The 16,239-nt window shown below is 58.4% G+C and carries 15 protein-coding genes; 10 read left to right on the top strand and 5 right to left on the bottom strand.

Translation table 11 applies throughout. The features are described from left to right. Positions 1–7: 7 nt before the first annotated feature. Positions 8–883, bottom strand: a complete 876-nt coding sequence (locus ACMFWR_RS05105; protein WP_413193929.1) for an MraY family glycosyltransferase — start codon at positions 881–883, stop codon at positions 8–10. Positions 884–1,589: 706 nt separating this feature from the next. On the opposite strand from ACMFWR_RS05105, the gene cysC reads away from it, so the two are divergent. Then, on the top strand, positions 1,590–2,234 hold the full coding sequence (gene cysC / locus ACMFWR_RS05100) for an adenylyl-sulfate kinase (RefSeq protein WP_413193928.1): 645 nt from the start codon (positions 1,590–1,592) through the stop codon (positions 2,232–2,234). 11 nt (positions 2,235–2,245) lie between these two features. On the opposite strand, the gene ACMFWR_RS05095 is transcribed toward cysC, so the two are convergent. After that, positions 2,246–3,208 (bottom strand): NAD-dependent epimerase/dehydratase family protein, encoded by a 963-nt coding sequence (locus ACMFWR_RS05095; RefSeq protein WP_413193927.1) that lies wholly within the window; start codon positions 3,206–3,208, stop codon positions 2,246–2,248. A gap of 181 nt (positions 3,209–3,389) precedes the next feature. Here ACMFWR_RS05095 and ACMFWR_RS05090 point away from each other — a divergent pair, with 181 nt between their 5' ends. The 7 genes from ACMFWR_RS05090 to rffA all read left to right on the top strand — a co-directional run bounded on the left by ACMFWR_RS05090 (position 3,390) and on the right by rffA (position 10,881). Then, positions 3,390–4,901, top strand: a complete 1,512-nt coding sequence (locus tag ACMFWR_RS05090) for a mannose-1-phosphate guanylyltransferase/mannose-6-phosphate isomerase (RefSeq protein WP_413193926.1) — start codon at positions 3,390–3,392, stop codon at positions 4,899–4,901. A 78-nt stretch (positions 4,902–4,979) separates the two neighbouring features. Then, the gene (gmd, locus tag ACMFWR_RS05085; RefSeq protein WP_413193925.1) at positions 4,980–6,026 is read left to right on the top strand and encodes a GDP-mannose 4,6-dehydratase; all 1,047 of its coding nucleotides are present in this window, start codon (positions 4,980–4,982) and stop codon (positions 6,024–6,026) included. 10 nt (positions 6,027–6,036) lie between these two features. Next, positions 6,037–6,978, top strand: a complete 942-nt coding sequence (locus tag ACMFWR_RS05080) for an NAD-dependent epimerase/dehydratase family protein (protein ID WP_413193924.1) — start codon at positions 6,037–6,039, stop codon at positions 6,976–6,978. Positions 6,979–7,180: 202 nt separating this feature from the next. After that, positions 7,181–7,876, top strand: coding sequence for a WbqC family protein (locus tag ACMFWR_RS05075; RefSeq protein WP_413193923.1), 696 nt, complete (start codon positions 7,181–7,183; stop codon positions 7,874–7,876). 216 nt (positions 7,877–8,092) lie between these two features. Then, the gene (locus ACMFWR_RS05070) at positions 8,093–8,758 is read left to right on the top strand and encodes an acetyltransferase (RefSeq protein WP_413193922.1); all 666 of its coding nucleotides are present in this window, start codon (positions 8,093–8,095) and stop codon (positions 8,756–8,758) included. Next, the gene (locus ACMFWR_RS05065) at positions 8,755–9,687 is read left to right on the top strand and encodes a hypothetical protein (protein ID WP_413193921.1); all 933 of its coding nucleotides are present in this window, start codon (positions 8,755–8,757) and stop codon (positions 9,685–9,687) included. The genes ACMFWR_RS05070 and ACMFWR_RS05065 overlap by 4 nt, the downstream gene beginning before the upstream one ends. Before the next feature lie 84 nt (positions 9,688–9,771). Continuing rightward, complete coding sequence (gene rffA, locus ACMFWR_RS05060; protein ID WP_413193920.1) at positions 9,772–10,881, top strand: dTDP-4-amino-4,6-dideoxygalactose transaminase; 1,110 nt, start codon at positions 9,772–9,774, stop codon at positions 10,879–10,881. A 108-nt stretch (positions 10,882–10,989) separates the two neighbouring features. Here rffA and ACMFWR_RS05055 read toward each other — a convergent pair whose 3' ends face one another. From ACMFWR_RS05055 to ACMFWR_RS05045, 3 genes are all read right to left on the bottom strand, one after another. Beyond that, positions 10,990–11,718 carry a sulfotransferase family protein gene (locus ACMFWR_RS05055; RefSeq protein ID WP_413193919.1) on the bottom strand — a complete coding sequence of 243 codons (729 nt, stop codon included), beginning with the start codon at positions 11,716–11,718 and terminating at the stop codon, positions 10,990–10,992. A gap of 143 nt (positions 11,719–11,861) precedes the next feature. Beyond that, positions 11,862–13,175: a glycosyltransferase 87 family protein gene (locus ACMFWR_RS05050; RefSeq protein ID WP_413194787.1), complete on the bottom strand. Its 1,314-nt coding sequence runs from the start codon at positions 13,173–13,175 to the stop codon at positions 11,862–11,864. A 185-nt stretch (positions 13,176–13,360) separates the two neighbouring features. Further along, positions 13,361–14,176, bottom strand: coding sequence for a glycosyltransferase family 2 protein (locus tag ACMFWR_RS05045; RefSeq protein ID WP_413193918.1), 816 nt, complete (start codon positions 14,174–14,176; stop codon positions 13,361–13,363). Positions 14,177–14,441: 265 nt separating this feature from the next. Here ACMFWR_RS05045 and ACMFWR_RS05040 point away from each other — a divergent pair, with 265 nt between their 5' ends. Together ACMFWR_RS05040 and ACMFWR_RS05035 are read left to right on the top strand one after the other, a co-directional pair. Next, entirely contained in the window at positions 14,442–15,278 is an 837-nt protein-coding gene (locus tag ACMFWR_RS05040; RefSeq protein WP_413193917.1) for a phytanoyl-CoA dioxygenase family protein, read from the top strand. Continuing rightward, on the top strand, positions 15,275–16,237 hold the full coding sequence (locus tag ACMFWR_RS05035) for a glycosyltransferase family 2 protein (RefSeq protein ID WP_413193916.1): 963 nt from the start codon (positions 15,275–15,277) through the stop codon (positions 16,235–16,237). The genes ACMFWR_RS05040 and ACMFWR_RS05035 overlap by 4 nt, the downstream gene beginning before the upstream one ends. The last annotated feature ends 2 nt before the right edge of the window (positions 16,238–16,239 follow it).

Genomic DNA, 16,239 nt, shown 5'->3' with positions numbered 1-16,239 from the left:
CAGTCTCTTAGTACGCCGGCTTACGATGCCAGCGGCGATCGACGGTCCAACCCCAAAGCGCAAGAATCATTAACCAAGCGGCCAAGACAACGAGAGGCCAAAAACCCGACAACGTCGCCGAGGCCAAAGCAAGTGCGATGCCGCACACCATGGCTGCATACCACTTCAACACCACCGGTGTGTGGGCACCCTGCATCCCGATCATGCGCTGATAGTAATGCTGCCGATGCGCTTCCCAAAACTTTTCGCGCCTTACCAGCCGTTTCAGCAGCGTCACGGATGCGTCGAGGATAAACGGCGAGAACACGAACGCGGGAAACCAATACGGCCATGCTTGTGAGCACCAGCCCCAGTAACCCATTCCGCCGGCGAGAAACCCCAGCGGAATCGAACCGGCGTCGCCGAGAAATACTTTCGCATTCGGGAAGTTGAAAACCAGAAATCCTGCCGCTGCGGACGCAATGACGGCGGCGGCAAGGCTCAGGTCCGCATGCAACGCGCCCGCCATCAACGCATAAGCTGCGAACCCGATCACCGCCATTCCGCCGGCCAACCCGTTCGCTCCGTCCATGAAGTTGTAAAGGTTGCTGATCCAGACCAATACGACAACCATCGGGATTGCAAGCCACCATCCGTACGGAGGCGGCGATATTGCGACCAGTGCGATCGCGCAAAAGAGATGCCCCGCAAATCGATAGCGCGCCGATAATCCGCGGCGATCGTCGACCTGAGAAAGCAAACCCAGCAGCGCGGCGAGTACAGCCAATGGCCACAATGGCTGCGCAATCAGAAGAATCAGGACTACGACCACAGGCGTGACTGCCCAGCCCCCGACCCGCGGTGTCGGACGCGTGTGAAGCGAACGCGCGTTCGGAATATCCATGGCCAGCTTCCACGCCGCGCCCGTCCGAAGCAGAAGTCCAAGGATCAAAACACTGGCGGCGAAGGCCACGAAAATCGTCGCCAGTACGGTGTTTGTAAAGCTCAAGGGTGAAACAACAGGTAGCTTGGGGGAGTCAGAACGATACCACGCGGCGGCATGTTCGAACCCTTTTCGCGCTGCGCCTGTCGAGTCTGAGCGATCACCGCCGTCGGTTGAGTGACGCGAACGCAAACAGCAGTTCAACGGATCCGATGAAAGAAGGACTGTGCATTCAATCGCTCGTGGGATGTCTCGCAGCGCGCCCGAAAGATGCCTGTCGACAGCCCACGCAGCGAAACTCGCGCAGATGACAGACGTGTCAGTTAACCAGCAAGATTAAATGCAAATACGAATCGTTCTTAAATAATCGCAAAAATCAAGCATCCTTTATGTCGAAAGAATCCGGAAAGAGGCGTTCAATAGGGAATATCCGTTATATACAGCAGAAAATACATCAAAAGCGGGGCTAGTTACTCAGATAAATTAAACATGCTTAGCGCATTTTTCCCTCACGCGCTACGAGAAAATATAGTTCGCTGTTAACTGCCGTAATGCGTTTACATGACAAGTCGATTACAAGGCACGATAATTCGTGCGAGCATGCTTATGTTTAGTTTCCGAAAGGAAACGTAGTCTCGAACACCGCAACAAGTAGGAGGATCGACGCGTGAGCGTGCAAAAGTCCGGAAGTATCGAACGCACAGCCATGGTTAGCGGGGCACCCCGCAATATCCACGCACCGACACCCAGCGCCTGGGCCGCCCCAGTCCTCTGGTTGACCGGATTGTCTGGTGCAGGAAAGTCGACGCTCGCCACGGCAACGAGCCGCCTGCTCGATCTCCGGGGCATTCGAACCATCGTGATCGACGGCGATGCACTTCGAAGCGGTTTGAGTTCGGATCTAGGATTTTCGGCCGAAGATCGCGCAGAAAGCGTACGCCGCGCGTCTGAAGTTGCGGCATTGTGTTCGAGAGCTGGCATCACGGCTTTCGTCGCGCTGGTTTCTCCGTTTGAAGCCGATCGCTCAAGAGCGAGAGCCGCGATTGGCTCGCATTTTCATGAAGTGTTCGTGAACACTGATTTTAAAACCTGTCGGGCACGCGATCCGAAAGGCTTATATCGGCTCGCTGAAGAAGGGAAAATCAAGAATTTTACGGGGTTAGATTCGCCCTATGAGGCGCCGAAACACCCGGAACTCGTCATCGACACGATGGCTCACGAGCAGGAAGCATGCATCCTCCAGCTCGCGAGTTACACCATGAATGTCTGCCTGAGCATCCCTTTTCAGAATCTTCCAGCAGCGCACGCCTGACGCGGCTCGCCTCATGACACGCCGCGCGTGCGATACCACTCCACCGTGCGCGCCAGCGTGGCTTCAATCGACGATGGCGGCACCCAGCCGAGCTGACGCTCGAGCTTCTCTACATCGAGCCGCAAGGGGTCGACCAGGCGCCTGATCGTTTCCGACTTCCCCGTCACGCTGCCAATCATCCTTAACACCGGCACAGGCACCGGTATCAGGTTCGCGCGGCGGTGCATCGCGCCGGCGATCAATCGGACGAGTTGCGAGACCGAGACATCCCTTGCGTCGGAGACGTGAAAAATCTCGCCTGCGGCGGCTGGATGGTCGGCGCACGCCACGACGGCCGACACCAGGTTGTCGATCGATACCAGGCTCCGCGGCGCATCAGCCTTCCCGAGCGGCAATGGCCATCCTTTAGCGACCACCCCCATCAAGCTGAGGAAATTCGCCCCGACACCGGGCCCATATACGAGCGGCGGGCGAACAATGACGACCTCCAGCCCCGTGCGCTGTCCGAGCGCGAGCAGTGCAACTTCCGCTTCGCGCTTGGACTGACCGTACGGATCGACCGGCCGCGGCTCATCCGTCTCGCGAAGCGGCCTGCCCGGGTCGCTGTCCTCGCCGAGTGCCTTGATGCTGCTGACATAGACGAACCGTCGCGCGCCCGCGCGAACGCCAGCCTCGGCAAGCCTCAACGCCGCGTCAACATTGACTGCCCGAAACGCCGCCAGCGGATCGGCCGCCGTGTCGTGCATCACGTGCACGCGGGCGGCGAGATGAATGATGCAATCCGGGCGAAACCCTTGGGGCCACGCCGTGGCGATATGCGCGAAGTCCTCACCCGCTTCAATCACGTCGAAGCCGCCGGAGGCACCCCTCGCCTTCCGTACCAGCCCGACAACACGCCCGCCTTGCCGTTCGAGCGCCGGCACCAATTCCCTGCCCACAAACCCCGTCGCGCCTGATACCAGATACGTCTTCATCCCTTGCCCTTCTGTCGTTTCTTCATAGCTGTGTTGTCCGCCGTACATAGCTTACGAGGCAATTCCTTTAGCCTGCATGCATGAGTGGTGACGCTGTCACACATCTGGACTACGCGTGCGTGGAATGTCGTTTCTGGCGACGTCGGCGCCGGTATTCGTCGAATCGACACGAGGTCAGAACATGCATGCGATCGAAACGTCTGCCGGTCAGACACCGAAGCTCGTCCCCGTCATCATTTGCGGCGGTGCGGGCACCCGGTTGTGGCCGGTTTCCCGTGAAGCCTTTCCGAAGCCGCTGATGCGGCTCGATGACGGACAAAGCCTGCTCCAGAAAACCTTTCTGCGCGCATGCCGCCTTCCGGGCGTCAGCGAAGTCATGGTCGTGACGAACCGTGAAACGTATTTTCTCGCAAAAGACGATCTTCGCGAAACCGGCGTTGAAGATGTGTCGCTGGGCTTCGTGCTCGAACCGATCGCTCGGAACACCGCTCCCGCCATCGGCGCTGCAGCCATCGCCGTCTGCGAACGTCATGGCGACGACGCCCTGATGCTCGTGATGCCGGCCGATCATTTGATCAACGACCTCGACGCGTTCGAAGCGGCCGTCGTGTGCGCCACGCAAGCCGCACAAGCGGGCCGCATCGTGACATTCGGCATTCAGCCGACGCGCCCCGAAACGGGATACGGATACATCGAAATCGACGCGCCGCTGTCGAGCGCCGACATTCACCCCGTTTCGCGTTTCGTCGAAAAGCCTTCGGCTGATATTGCCGAGATGTACGTGCATGGACGCAAGCACCTCTGGAACGCCGGCATGTTCTGCTTCCGCCCGACCGTCATGCTCGATGAACTCAGCGAGCATGCGCCGGGTGTTGCAGGCCCGACCCTTCAGGCCATCGCACGCGCGGCCAAGGCGCAATCGGAAGACGGCTATTCGATCGAACTCGAACAACAGTCGTTCAAGCACGCGGAAAACGTGTCGATCGACTATGCGGTGATGGAGCGTTCGTCGAATGTCGTCGTCGTGCCGTGCAACATCGGATGGAGCGACATCGGCTCGTGGCAGGCGATCAGCGAACTGACCAAGCCCGACACGTCGGGCAATCGCGTGCAGGGCGCCGTCTCGCTGCATGACGTCGAGAACTGCTTTATCCGCGGCGAAACACGCATGATCGGCGCGCTTGGCGTGCACGACCTCATCATCGTCGATACGCCCGATGCGTTGCTTGTTGCGAGTCGCGATCGCGCCGAAGACGTCAAGAAGATCGTTGCGCGTCTCAAGACGGACGGTCACCAGTCCTGCAAGCTGCATCGCACTGTGCATCGTCCGTGGGGCACGTACACCGTGCTTGAAGAAGGCGAACGCTTCAAGATGAAGCGCATCGTCGTCAAGCCCGGCGCATCGCTGTCGCTGCAGATGCATCACCACCGCAGCGAGCACTGGATCGTTGTCAGCGGATGCGCAGAAGCCGTATGCGGCGATCGCGTGATTCCGCTTCAGCCGAACGAGTCGACGTATATCCCCGCAGGCGAGAAGCACCGCCTGACCAACCCTGGCGTACTTGATCTCGTGCTGATCGAAGTGCAATGCGGCGAGTACCTCGGTGAAGACGACATCGTGCGCTTCCAGGACATTTACGGCCGTCTGCCGGAAGTGGCTCAGAAAAAACAGCCGGCCGAGCAACCCGCATAGGACAGACGCGTCGCATCAGACGACGCGCTTTCGATACGTTTAAACAACCATACGATTTACGGACCAACGCGAGGCCTTATGGCTACCAAAAGCTGCTTGATTACCGGCGTCACCGGGCAAGACGGTGCATATCTTGCCCAGTTGCTGCTCTCCAAGGGTTACCAGGTCTACGGTGCATTTCGCCGCACGAGCTCGGTCGACTTCTGGCGAGTGGAGTCACTGGGCATCGCGCAGCATCCGGACTTCCATCTGGTCGAGCACGATCTGACTGATCTCGGTTCGTCGATTCGTCTGCTGCAAAAGACGCAGCCGGACGAGATCTACAATCTCGCGGCGCAGAGCTTTGTCGGCGTATCGTTCGACCAGCCTGCGACGACCGCACAGATCACCGGCATCGGCGCGCTGAATCTTCTCGAAGCGATCCGCATCGTCAATCGCGACATCCGGTTTTATCAGGCGTCGACGTCGGAAATGTTCGGCAAGGTCCAGGCCGTGCCGCAAACCGAGACGACCAACTTCTATCCGCGCAGCCCCTACGGCGTCGCGAAGCTGTTCGCGCACTGGACGACGATCAACTATCGCGAGTCGTACGGGATCTTCGCGTCGAGCGGGATTCTGTTCAACCATGAGTCGCCGCTGCGCGGACTTGAGTTCGTGACGCGCAAGATCACGGACGCCGTTGCACGCATCCGTTCGGGCTCGCTTGACACGCTCGAACTGGGCAACCTCGATGCGTCACGCGACTGGGGCTATGCACGCGAATACGTCGAAGGCATGTGGCGCATGCTGCAGGCCGACGAGCCCGATACGTTCGTGCTCGCGACGAATCAGACCCGAAGTGTGCGTGACTTTGTGACGCTTGCATTCCGTGCGGTCGACGTCGAGGTCGAATGGAAGGGTTCAGCCGAAAACGAAATCGGACTCGATGCTGCGACCGGCAATACGATCGTGCGCGTCAATCCGAAGTTCTATCGACCCGCGGAAGTGGATCTGCTGATTGGCGACTACGACAAGGCGCGGCGCGTACTGGGCTGGGAGCCGAAGACCACGCTCGACGAACTGTGCCGCATGATGGTCGAAGCGGACCTCAAGCGGCACAAGGTCGATCGGCTGGTCGCCGTCTGAGGGGGCTGCGATGAAAGTCCTGCTTACCGGTTCTCGGGGCTTCACGGGCCCGTATGTGCGTGCGGTGCTGGAGGCGGCCGGGCACACGGTGATCGGCGCGGTGCTCGAGAATGCGATGACCGCACCGCTGGACGCCAACGAGGTCGCACTCGACGTGGTCGACCGCGAAGCTTGCCGTCGCGTGATCGATGCGCACCGGCCCGACGTCATCCTGCATCTCGCGGGCGTGGCGTTCGCGGCGGAAAAGAACATTGAGCCGTATTACCTCGTCAACGTTCTGGGCACGGAGAATCTGCTGCGTGCCTGCATCGAGGTCGGGCATGTGCCGCACAAGATCGTGCTTGTCAGCAGCTCGATGGTGTACGGCACGCCTGCGCAGGGACAGAGCGAAATCGACGAAGACGCGCCGCTCAAGCCGGCCAATCACTACGCCATCAGCAAGGTGGCGATGGAATTCACGGCGCGCACGTATTTCGACCGTTTGCCGATCCTCGTCGTCCGCCCGTTCAATTACATCGGCCGCGGGCAGGCGATCAACTTCGTCACTGCCAAAATCGTCGATCACTTCGCGCGGCGCGCACCCCGGATCGAACTGGGCAACCTCGACGTGGAGCGCGACTTCTCCGATGTCCGCGATGTGGCTCAAGCCTACCTCGGGCTAGTCGAAAGCGAAGCGAAGTCCGTGGTCGTCAATATCTGCTCGGGACGCGCGTATCCGCTGCAATACGTCCTTGACACCCTGCGTGCGGTGACCGGGCATCCGATCGAGGTCACGGTCAATCCAGCGTTTGTGCGGGCCAATGATCCGCGGCTGGTACGCGGTTCGACGCTGCGACTCGACGCGCTGATTGGGGCGCGCGCATTGCGTGACTTTGACGACACGCTGGAATGGATGATCGGCGTTGACGTGCCGAGCATGTTCAAATTGCCGGTGCCGGTCGCGGTGGCTTGACGCCACCAACCACAGACCGATCGCCTTATCTTACCGTGTCGGGTGGAAGTGGCACTCCCACAGTCCCGCTTCCACATCGATCCCCACGGTATCCGCTTGCCCCCTGCGACGCATGTAATAATCCCCAGCTTCCCGCAACTGCGTAGGCACGAATTGCACAATTCGTCGTCGCAGACCGTCGCCCACGGATGTGAAGCCCGTCATGAAAAAAGTCGCCATCGTTCAATCCAACTACATCCCGTGGAAGGGATACTTCGACATGATCGCGGCGGTCGACGAATTCATTCTGTATGACGACATGCAGTACACGCGGCGCGATTGGCGAAACCGCAATCAGATCAAGACGCCGCAGGGCGTTCAATGGCTGACTGTTCCCGTGCTCGTCAAAGGCAAATACCATCAGACGATCCGCGAGACACTGATCGACGGCACGGACTGGGCGGCCGCTCACTGGAAAACGATTGAACAGAACTACAAGCGCGCCGCTCATTTCAACGAAGTCGCGCAATGGCTTCGCCCGCTTTATCTGGAACACGAATACACGTCGATCTCCGAGCTGAATCGGACGTTCATCGAGCACATCTGCAGCTATCTGGGCATCACGACCCGAATCACAAATTCGTGGGACTACACCCTCATCGAGGGCAAGTCGGAGCGGCTGGCCGACCTCTGCGCGCAGGCCGGCGGCGCGATCTATGTATCAGGGCCCGCCGCCAAAGACTATATCGACGACGCCGTTTTCAGTGAACGAGACATTCAGGTCAGCTGGTTCGATTACGCGGGCTACCCGGACTATCCGCAGCTGTGGGGCGACTTCGTTCACGGCGTATCCATCGTCGACCTTCTATTCAACTGCGGAGCCGAATCTGCGCGCTCGATGCGCTGCATCCCGGAGTGAATCCGAAGCGTCCAGTCCGGCGCGATAGTCGATCAAGAAACATTTTCGTCATATGATCTCGGTTCCGAATCCGACGCGAGACAATGATGCATATCGCATCGAAGAATTCCATCGGTGTCAATATATTCAATACTGGCGGCGCGACGACTCGCACAAGGTCGCTTTTCTCCATGACTACGGGCTCCATGAGTTCACGGTCCTCGTAAGGAAAGATCCATGAAAGACAAGCTCGTGATCTTTGGCATCGGCGAAATCGGGCAAGTTGCGCACTACTACTTCGAGCGGCAAACGAGCCAAAAGGTCGCGGCCTTCACCGTGGACGCGCCATTCGTCAACGCTGAGTCTTTTTGCGGTCTTCCGCTTATCGCTTTCGAGGACGTGACCCGGCTGTATCCGCCCGAGGAATACGACATGTTCGTGGCGATTGGCTATTCGAAACTCAATGCATTGCGCCGGGAAAAATTCGAGGCAGCGAAAGCACTCGGCTATACACTGACATCGTTTGTCAGCCCGCACGCGACGGTGCTGAACGACGGCCGCATCGGCGAGAATTGCTTCATTTTCGAAGACAACACCATCCAGCCGTTCGCGACGATCGGCGACGACGTGACGCTCTGGAGCGGCAACCACATCGGGCATCACAGCACGATCGGTGCGCACACCTTTATCGCCTCACACGCCGTAATCTCCGGTGGCGTCAAGATCGGTGAGCAATGTTTCATTGGCGTCAACGCGACCTTGCGCAATCACATCTCCATCGGCCACCGTTGCGTGATTGGCGCGGGAGCACTGATCTTAAGTGACGCAGAAGCCGAAGGCGTCTATCTGGGCACCGAAACGGAACGATCTCGCGTCCCCAGTTCACGACTCCGAAAGATATGAAACACCATTGGGAAAAACTCGGGCCGCTATTCCGTGTCCCTGACGACGGCCTTCATCCGTTGCTGCTGACGCATGCGGCGAATCCCTTGCCCGTGCATTTGCACGACGACGTCTACCGAGTATTTTTCAGCGGCAGGGACAAGAACAATCGCTCGTCCGTCGGCGCAGTCGATGTCGACATCGTCCGGCGTGTCATCGAGAACGTGCTCACGGAACCCCTGTTTGCATATGGTGCTCTCGGCAGCTATTACGCGGATGGCGTCAGCATCGGCAACGTGTACGAGGCCGACGGCGCCCGCTTCATCGGATTCATGGGGTGGCAAACTCCGCCGGGTCAACATTGGCGAGGCGACATCGGGCGAATCCGATTGACCGACAACTGGCGTCTCGAACCCGCCGATGAGACGCCCCTGATGACGTCTGACTCCACCGACCCGGTCAGCCTCTCGTATCCTTGGGTCATGCGCGCTGCGAATGGCGAATACCAGATGTGGTACGGCTCAACGCTCTCATGGGACAGCCCGAACGGGGAAATGATCCATGTGATAAAGCACGCCACATCGACGGATGGGCACAAGTGGCAACGCCACGGTCTGGCCGTACCCTACGAGCTTGGCAAAGCACAGGCCTTCTCTCGTCCAACGGTCGCGGCAAACGACGACGGCTCACTGGATATGTGGTTCTCGTACCGCAGCGGTACGGGGGAGCGTTATCGCATCGGCTACGCGCACAGCGCTGACGGCAAGCACTGGGTACTCGACCTCGCAAATGCCGGGATCGGCGTATCGCCCGACGGATGGGACAGTGAAATGATCGAATATCCGTACGTGTTCGATCATGATGGTCAGCGCTATATGCTCTATAACGGAAACGCCTTTGGTAAGTCCGGGTTCGGACTTGCCCGACTCGTTCGCCACAGTTCTTCATAACTCCGGCTCGTCCGCTACGTCACATCCGCTATGAATGCGAAATCCAAGCCCGTCGGTCAACGCATCGCGTTCAATCGACCTCACATGACCGGGAAGGAGCTGTTTTACATCGCTGAGTCGCATTTCAACGGCTCGCTTGCAGGCGACGGCCCCTTCACCAAGCGCTGTCACGAATGGCTTGAAAAGCGCACGGGTGCACACAAAGCACTGCTCACGCATTCGTGTACCGCGGCGCTCGAAATGATGGCTCTTCTGCTGGACATTTCGCCAGGCGATGAAGTCATCATGCCGTCGTACACCTTCGTCTCGACCGCCAATGCGTTCGTGCTTCGCGGCGGTGTGCCCGTCTTCGTCGACATCCGGCCGGACACGCTCAATCTCGACGAAAAGCTCATCGAAGCGGCCATTACACCTAGGACCCGAGCCATCGTCCCGGTTCACTATGCTGGGGTGGGCTGTGAGATGGACACCATCATGTCCATTGCCGAACGCCACGGCCTGCGAGTGGTTGAAGACGCTGCACAAGGCGTGACAGCAACGTATCGCGGCCGCGCGTTGGGCTCGATCGGACATCTCGGCGCATACAGCTTTCACGAGACGAAGAATGTCATTTCCGGTGAAGGCGGCGCGCTGCTCGTCAACGACAGTGAACTCGCGTCACGTGCGGAAATCATTCGGGAGAAGGGTACGGACCGCAGCCGGTTCTTCCGAGGACAGGTAGACAAATACACATGGCAAGAGGTCGGGTCATCCTTCCTTCCCGGTGAACTCATCGCAGCATTCTTGTGGGCGCAACTAGAAGAAGCGGACAAGATCACGCGGGAGCGCCTCGCGCACTGGAACTATTACCACGAGCAACTTGCCGATCTCGAGGAACAGGGATTTCTCCGTCGACCCATTATTCCGGATACCTGCGGACACAATGGACACATGTACTACGTATTGCTCAATGAATCGGTAGACCGGCAAAACGTGCTCGACGCATTCCTGAAGAACGAAATCGTGTCGGTGTTCCACTACGTCCCGTTGCACTCGTCACCCGCGGGGCAGCGCTATGGACGCCCCCATGGCTCGCTCGATGTGACCGAGAACCTGTCAGAGCGGCTCGTTCGTCTCCCGTTATGGGTCGGTCTCGACCGAAGCGACCAGGATCGTGTGATCGACATCCTGGTCAAAGCCGCCCGCCAACTCTGAGATTTGTGATTGAGCTGGCGTAGCGGGAGACCAGATGACATTGGCACTACGCGCTGGCTCGTCGCACATTGATACGTGCGATGCAACACGGGATGCGCCGCGAGTCCGTCAGCGTCTGTAGACAAAACGCGATCTGAGCCAGTGAATCACGCGCCTCGGCAGAATAGCCAGCGCAATCGGGATCGCTATGTCCAGAGCGTGCGAACGCGCCAAAGCGGCGTAGAACCTCGAAAGCGTCTTGTCACCCGCGTTGATCTTTTCGGTGACGACATTGGTTTCATTGAAGTACGAACGGATTCCCAGAAACCTCTCGATTGAGCTCAAAAGCGCGACGGGGCTTTCCTCGACATCCGAGAAACGGAGTTTCAGCAGCTTGTCTCCGAAGATCGTTTCAACCTCGGCAATATATCGCTGCTGATCGTATTCGTTGGCGTCAAAGATGATAGTGCGATGTTTGGCGACGGGGATTCTGAACACCCCCGTGCTGGCCATCTGATCGGCCGTGTTGTCGTACTTGGCAATCTGTTTTCGCATACTCCCCAGCCACGAGTCAGGCTCGCGCTCGAGGAAAATGACCTTATCGTGCCGCCGTGCAATTTCGGCAAGTGCTTCCCGGTCGAAGTAGTACAACGGGCTGATGTCTATTTTGAATCTACGCGACGTGTCCTTGAAGAGACGACGATATTTGTCATCGCTCATGTCGAGCAAGTAGCGGTTGATCTCCTTGATCTCGGATACACAGACATCGGGATGGGCCTTGATATTCTCGTAAAGCCACGTGGTACCGCCACGCGGCATGCCGATCACAACAACGATATCGTGCAACATTTGTTTCATTCAAATCGATCTTTAGTGAGCAAAACACAAACAAACGCTCGGTTTCGAGCCCGGAACACACCGACACTGACCCTCGATTTGCCGACGCACCGTTTCAGGCCGGCATTCTCGCAATGGGTCATGCCCAGCCAGCACAGACATGCTCAGCCGTGAGTGTGCTGCTCGTTTGAACCACGAGTCAGTGGTGCATCGGATTCGCGCCGAGCAACAGCAAGATAGGTTTTCGCCGCCTCACGAAGTTGAGGAAGCATGAAGGCCCAGAGCAGATATAGAAGCGCAAATGGGCGAATGTACGCCCCCAAGCTGAGCGAAGCGATGTAGTCGCTCCTTCGCCCGATCAAATAGCCCCACGCCCGCTCGATGTGCGACGGTCCGACGGGGAAGTCCAGCGGGGTAACAAGAATAAACAGACATACAAGCATACCCTCGAAACGCCCGCGGCCCACAAGCACAGCCGCCACAGGGAATGCGAGAATCAACGCGTACCCTCCGATGCTGTCAGTCAGCATCATGAGCGACACGAGGGAAACGAATGAAATCTCTTCCCAGCTAATCTGATCGCGATCCCGCGCCAGCAGCAACAGAGATACTCCGACTAGTGCGAGTGAAATCCATCGCAGGGAATACACGCCAAGACTCCCCAGCGAAAACAGGAGGGGAGACAGACGGCCAACCCACGGACTATTGTCGATAGCCTTGACCCATGCAGAAAATGAGGTCGCGTACCACATTTTCTCAAAGTAACTCGTTGACGCACCGGTCGAAAATCCAGCCATATTTTCGAACAGCATTGAATAGTGTACGTCAGGCAGGGCTATCGACGAAATCCAGTTGATCGCGAGTGCCATCATCACGCTTAGTGCGAGATAGTCGAAACGGCGCTTGAGGAAAGGGGCGAGCCACAGAACGACCAGATATTGCTTGAGATTGATCGCAAGCGCGAGCAGCAAGGCCCCCTTCCAGTCACGGCCCGACAACTCGGAAAGCCCGAGGCACAGAAACACGATGACGATGTAATTGCCACGTTCGACGGCAAACAGGGCCGGGGCCGCTAAGGCAAATACGAATGTCAACACCGGGACACGCCACCACCGGCGTGGCCATGTTTCGTCGAGCTTGCGGGTCACGACCAGAGCACAAACCCATGCCCCCGCAAGATAAGCAGCAACGATCCATCCGATTGAGTCGGAAGCACAAGTGCGAATTCCGACGGAAGACAATTGCGAGACACACCTGGCGGGCGTCATGGCCGCACCCAGCACGAACGTAAAGATGGGATAGATTGAATGCCAGACATCGTAGCGTCCGGCATGGACCGCCCAATAGTTCGTGTTAAAAAAGTCCATGAAGGTGTCGTACGGGTCGTAAAACACCGGGACCGGAAATCGCCCGCTGCGCAGGAACAGGAAAATCCCATACGCCAGCATGATGATCTGCGAAACGACCAGAAGGGTCACCAAGCGGGACAGCCGGCGACGATGTAGTAGCGCGTTCGACATCAATTCAACGTTTTGAACATTTTCACGAAAAATAGCGCATATCGGCTATCAATAAATAACCACGATATCACGCGCTATTACCACACGTGCTCGCGCAGCACGCGAATCGTGATGCGATGTGCTCGGCTGGGCGACGCGTGCGCTCATAACACCCGCCAGCCAAACCGCGCGTAGAAACGCATCGCCGAGGCCACGAACATCTTGATGTGCGCGCGGCCTTTGCGCGCGGCACCACCGCCCGAATGCACGATACGCACCTCGGGAACGTAAGCGATGCGCGCGACCTCGCGAACACGCAGGCTTAGATCATAGTCCTCGAAATACAAAAAGTAGCGTCGATCGAACCCACCGACCTGCAGCAACGGGGCAGTCCGAAAAAACATGAAGCACCCGCTCACGATTTGCGGTTCAAGAGTTTCGAGACTCGGGTCGATCAATTCCCCGTCACTGCCAATCTTGTCGCGGAGTTCGTAACGGGCCAAACGGCCCCGAAATAGTCCACGCAACCGTTGCGGCAAGAACCCGCGGACGAATAGCGTGAGCATCGATGGAAACTGCCGGCACAGATATTCGACTTCTCCGCTGTCGTTACGCACGCGTGGTGCAAGCAATCCGAATGCCGGATGCTTGTCGAGAAAGGTAAGTGCGCGTTCGATCGCGTCCGGTCCGACTTCGACATCGGGATTGAGGACCAAATGGTAGTCGCCGTCCGCGTAAGGAAGTGCCAGATTGTGGCCCGCACCGTAGCCGACGTTGCCATGTCCACGCAGCGCAATGACTTCGACTTGCTGGCATTCAGTGAGTACGCGATACAAGTCGGCGTCCAAATCATCCCCATTGTCGATCAGGATCACGCGAAGCCGCTCGGCTCCCCTGCCGCCGCAGATGCGCACACACGCCGCCACGAGACTCCTGAAAGTACGCTCGAGCAACGCGCGGTCAGGTCGGTACGTGACCACGCTGACCGTCAGCCGTCGAGCACTTTGCGTGTTTGGAGCGTCTGTTGTCACAGGTTCAATGGCCTTTCAAAACTGTGCATTATGCCTACGTTTTTTGCGCCGCTCCTCCATTGCGGCAAGCGCGTGTATCTCTTACCGAGCGATCCGTGGTTCGGTACGTCGCAAACTATGGATCAGTCATGGATAGGCGGCTGGGGCGTGCATAATACGCTCACTTCCCATGCTATAAATGCGCCACGACTGAAACACGTGCGACCGATTTACGATGACTCACAACGCTTACTACGGCTCCATGGCGCCGGAGCAGCTCGCCGACCGTGCAAGCGAGCATGCTGAAGAAGTGACGACGCTCGGGTATTCGATCCTGCCCAATGTCGTCGCAGCGACAGAACTCGACACATGGCGCGAGCGCATCGATTCGACGTACGCCGCTCAGGAAGCTGAATTCGGCGGTCGCGCTGCTCTCGAAACGATCGGGGAAGCGGACATGTGCCGTGCGCCCCTTCTCTACGACCCGTCGTTCGTGCAGCTTGCAAATCACCCTCGAGTACTCGAGGTGGTGCGCTGCCTGATTGGCGACTGGGTCATCCTCAATCTTCAGAACGCAATCATCAACCGCCCCGATCTGCGCCACCATCAAAGCCAGTGGCATCGAGACCTTCCATATCAGGAATGGGTCATCTCTCGCCCGCTGGCAATTGGCGCGCTCTTCGCCATCGACTCGTTCGATCGCGAAACCGGCGGCACACTGGTTCTGCCATCGACACATCGCCAGCCGAAGATTCCATCGCAATCGTATCTGAGCCGGCACGCGGTCCAGCTCGACGCCCCGGCGGGATCCGTCATTTTGTTCGACGCAATGACGTTCCACCGCGCGGGCACGAATGTGTCGGAGCGCGTGCGTCGAGGCGTCAACCACCTCTACACAGTGCCCATTCTGAAGCAACAGTACGACTTCCCGCGGGCGCTAGGCGACGCGTTCACCGACGACCCCGCGCTGAAACAGCTGCTCGGCTATACGTCCGCAGTCCCGGTGACGGCGCTCGGCTGGAGGCAGGACCGTCAAAAGCGGTTGCTTGCCCGGAAAGGAGCTTCGCAATGACGGTCAGCGCCGACGATATGAAGCGGCCCGACATCAGTGTCGTCGTTGCATCCTACAACTGCCTCGATTGCCTCGAGGCCTTGTGCACCCGCGTCGAGCGCGTGCTGACTCCGCTTGTCGGCTCGTTCGAGATTGTCCTTGTCGATGATCGCAGCCCGGACAATTCATGGCCGTTGATCGAGACACTGTCGCAACGGTTTCCGCAGGTTCGTGGCGTCCGGCTAAGCCGAAATTTCGGACAGCACATCGCCATTACCGCGGGCATTGCGCACGCGCGAGGCGATCGCGTCGTACTCATGGATTGCGATCTGCAGGATCCTCCGGAAATGATCACGGACCTGATCAAGGAGATGGACAAAGGCTACGATCTCATACTTGCGCGCCGTGTCGAGCGCACGCATTCTGCGTTCCGCAAGGTCGGAGCGAAGCTCTACTTCTCTCTGATGAGCAAGCTGACAGGCACACGCATCGACGGCAGCTACAGTACGCTGAGCATTCTGAGCCGACGCGTCGCGGATGCATTTCTCGAGTTCCCGGAACGCGACCGTCACTATCTGTTCATCCTGCGCTGGCTCGGATTCAACGCCGGCACGATCGAATATGCGCATGCGGAGCGGCACGCGGGTGAGAGCGCCTACACCATTCGGCATCTGTTCAAGCACGCGCTCGACGGGATGTTTTTCCAGACAAGCGTGTTTCTGAACTGGATCGTACAGGCGGGCCTCTTCTTTACGCTGGCGAGCGTGTTGCTGGGGTGCTATTTCATTTATCGGTACCTGGCCGCGTCAGCGTTGCCGGGATGGACCAGCCTTGCCGTCGCGATCCTGTTCTCGACCGGGCTGATTCTTGCCAGCGTCGGTGCCGTCGGGCTCTATGTCTCCCGGATCTTCGAGGCCGCGAAGGGGCGCCCGCTCTATGTGGTCGACCGAGAGTGTGGCTGCCATCAACTCACTGAATGACG

Source organism: Pararobbsia alpina, from assembly GCF_965118125.1.
GTDB lineage: Bacteria > Pseudomonadota > Gammaproteobacteria > Burkholderiales > Burkholderiaceae > Pararobbsia > Pararobbsia alpina_A.
Note: the sequence above shows the minus strand (reverse complement) of the source record. Positions and strands in the feature narration are given on the sequence as shown.

Bases quoted from the DNA above. Each gene is read 5' to 3' on its own strand.
- ACMFWR_RS05105 (WP_413193929.1), bottom strand. From the start codon at position 883: ATGGATATTCCGAACGCGCGTTCGCTTCACACGCGTCCGACACCGCGG.
- ACMFWR_RS05095 (WP_413193927.1), bottom strand. From the start codon at position 3,208: ATGAAGACGTATCTGGTATCAGGCGCGACGGGGTTTGTGGGCAGGGAA.
- ACMFWR_RS05090 (WP_413193926.1), top strand. From the start codon at position 3,390: ATGCATGCGATCGAAACGTCTGCCGGTCAGACACCGAAGCTCGTCCCC.
- gmd (WP_413193925.1), top strand. From the start codon at position 4,980: ATGGCTACCAAAAGCTGCTTGATTACCGGCGTCACCGGGCAAGACGGT.
- ACMFWR_RS05080 (WP_413193924.1), top strand. From the start codon at position 6,037: ATGAAAGTCCTGCTTACCGGTTCTCGGGGCTTCACGGGCCCGTATGTG.
- ACMFWR_RS05075 (WP_413193923.1), top strand. From the start codon at position 7,181: ATGAAAAAAGTCGCCATCGTTCAATCCAACTACATCCCGTGGAAGGGA.
- ACMFWR_RS05070 (WP_413193922.1), top strand. From the start codon at position 8,093: ATGAAAGACAAGCTCGTGATCTTTGGCATCGGCGAAATCGGGCAAGTT.
- ACMFWR_RS05065 (WP_413193921.1), top strand. From the start codon at position 8,755: ATGAAACACCATTGGGAAAAACTCGGGCCGCTATTCCGTGTCCCTGAC.
- rffA (WP_413193920.1), top strand. From the start codon at position 9,772: ATGACCGGGAAGGAGCTGTTTTACATCGCTGAGTCGCATTTCAACGGC.
- ACMFWR_RS05055 (WP_413193919.1), bottom strand. From the start codon at position 11,718: ATGAAACAAATGTTGCACGATATCGTTGTTGTGATCGGCATGCCGCGT.
- ACMFWR_RS05040 (WP_413193917.1), top strand. From the start codon at position 14,442: ATGACTCACAACGCTTACTACGGCTCCATGGCGCCGGAGCAGCTCGCC.
- ACMFWR_RS05035 (WP_413193916.1), top strand. From the start codon at position 15,275: ATGACGGTCAGCGCCGACGATATGAAGCGGCCCGACATCAGTGTCGTC.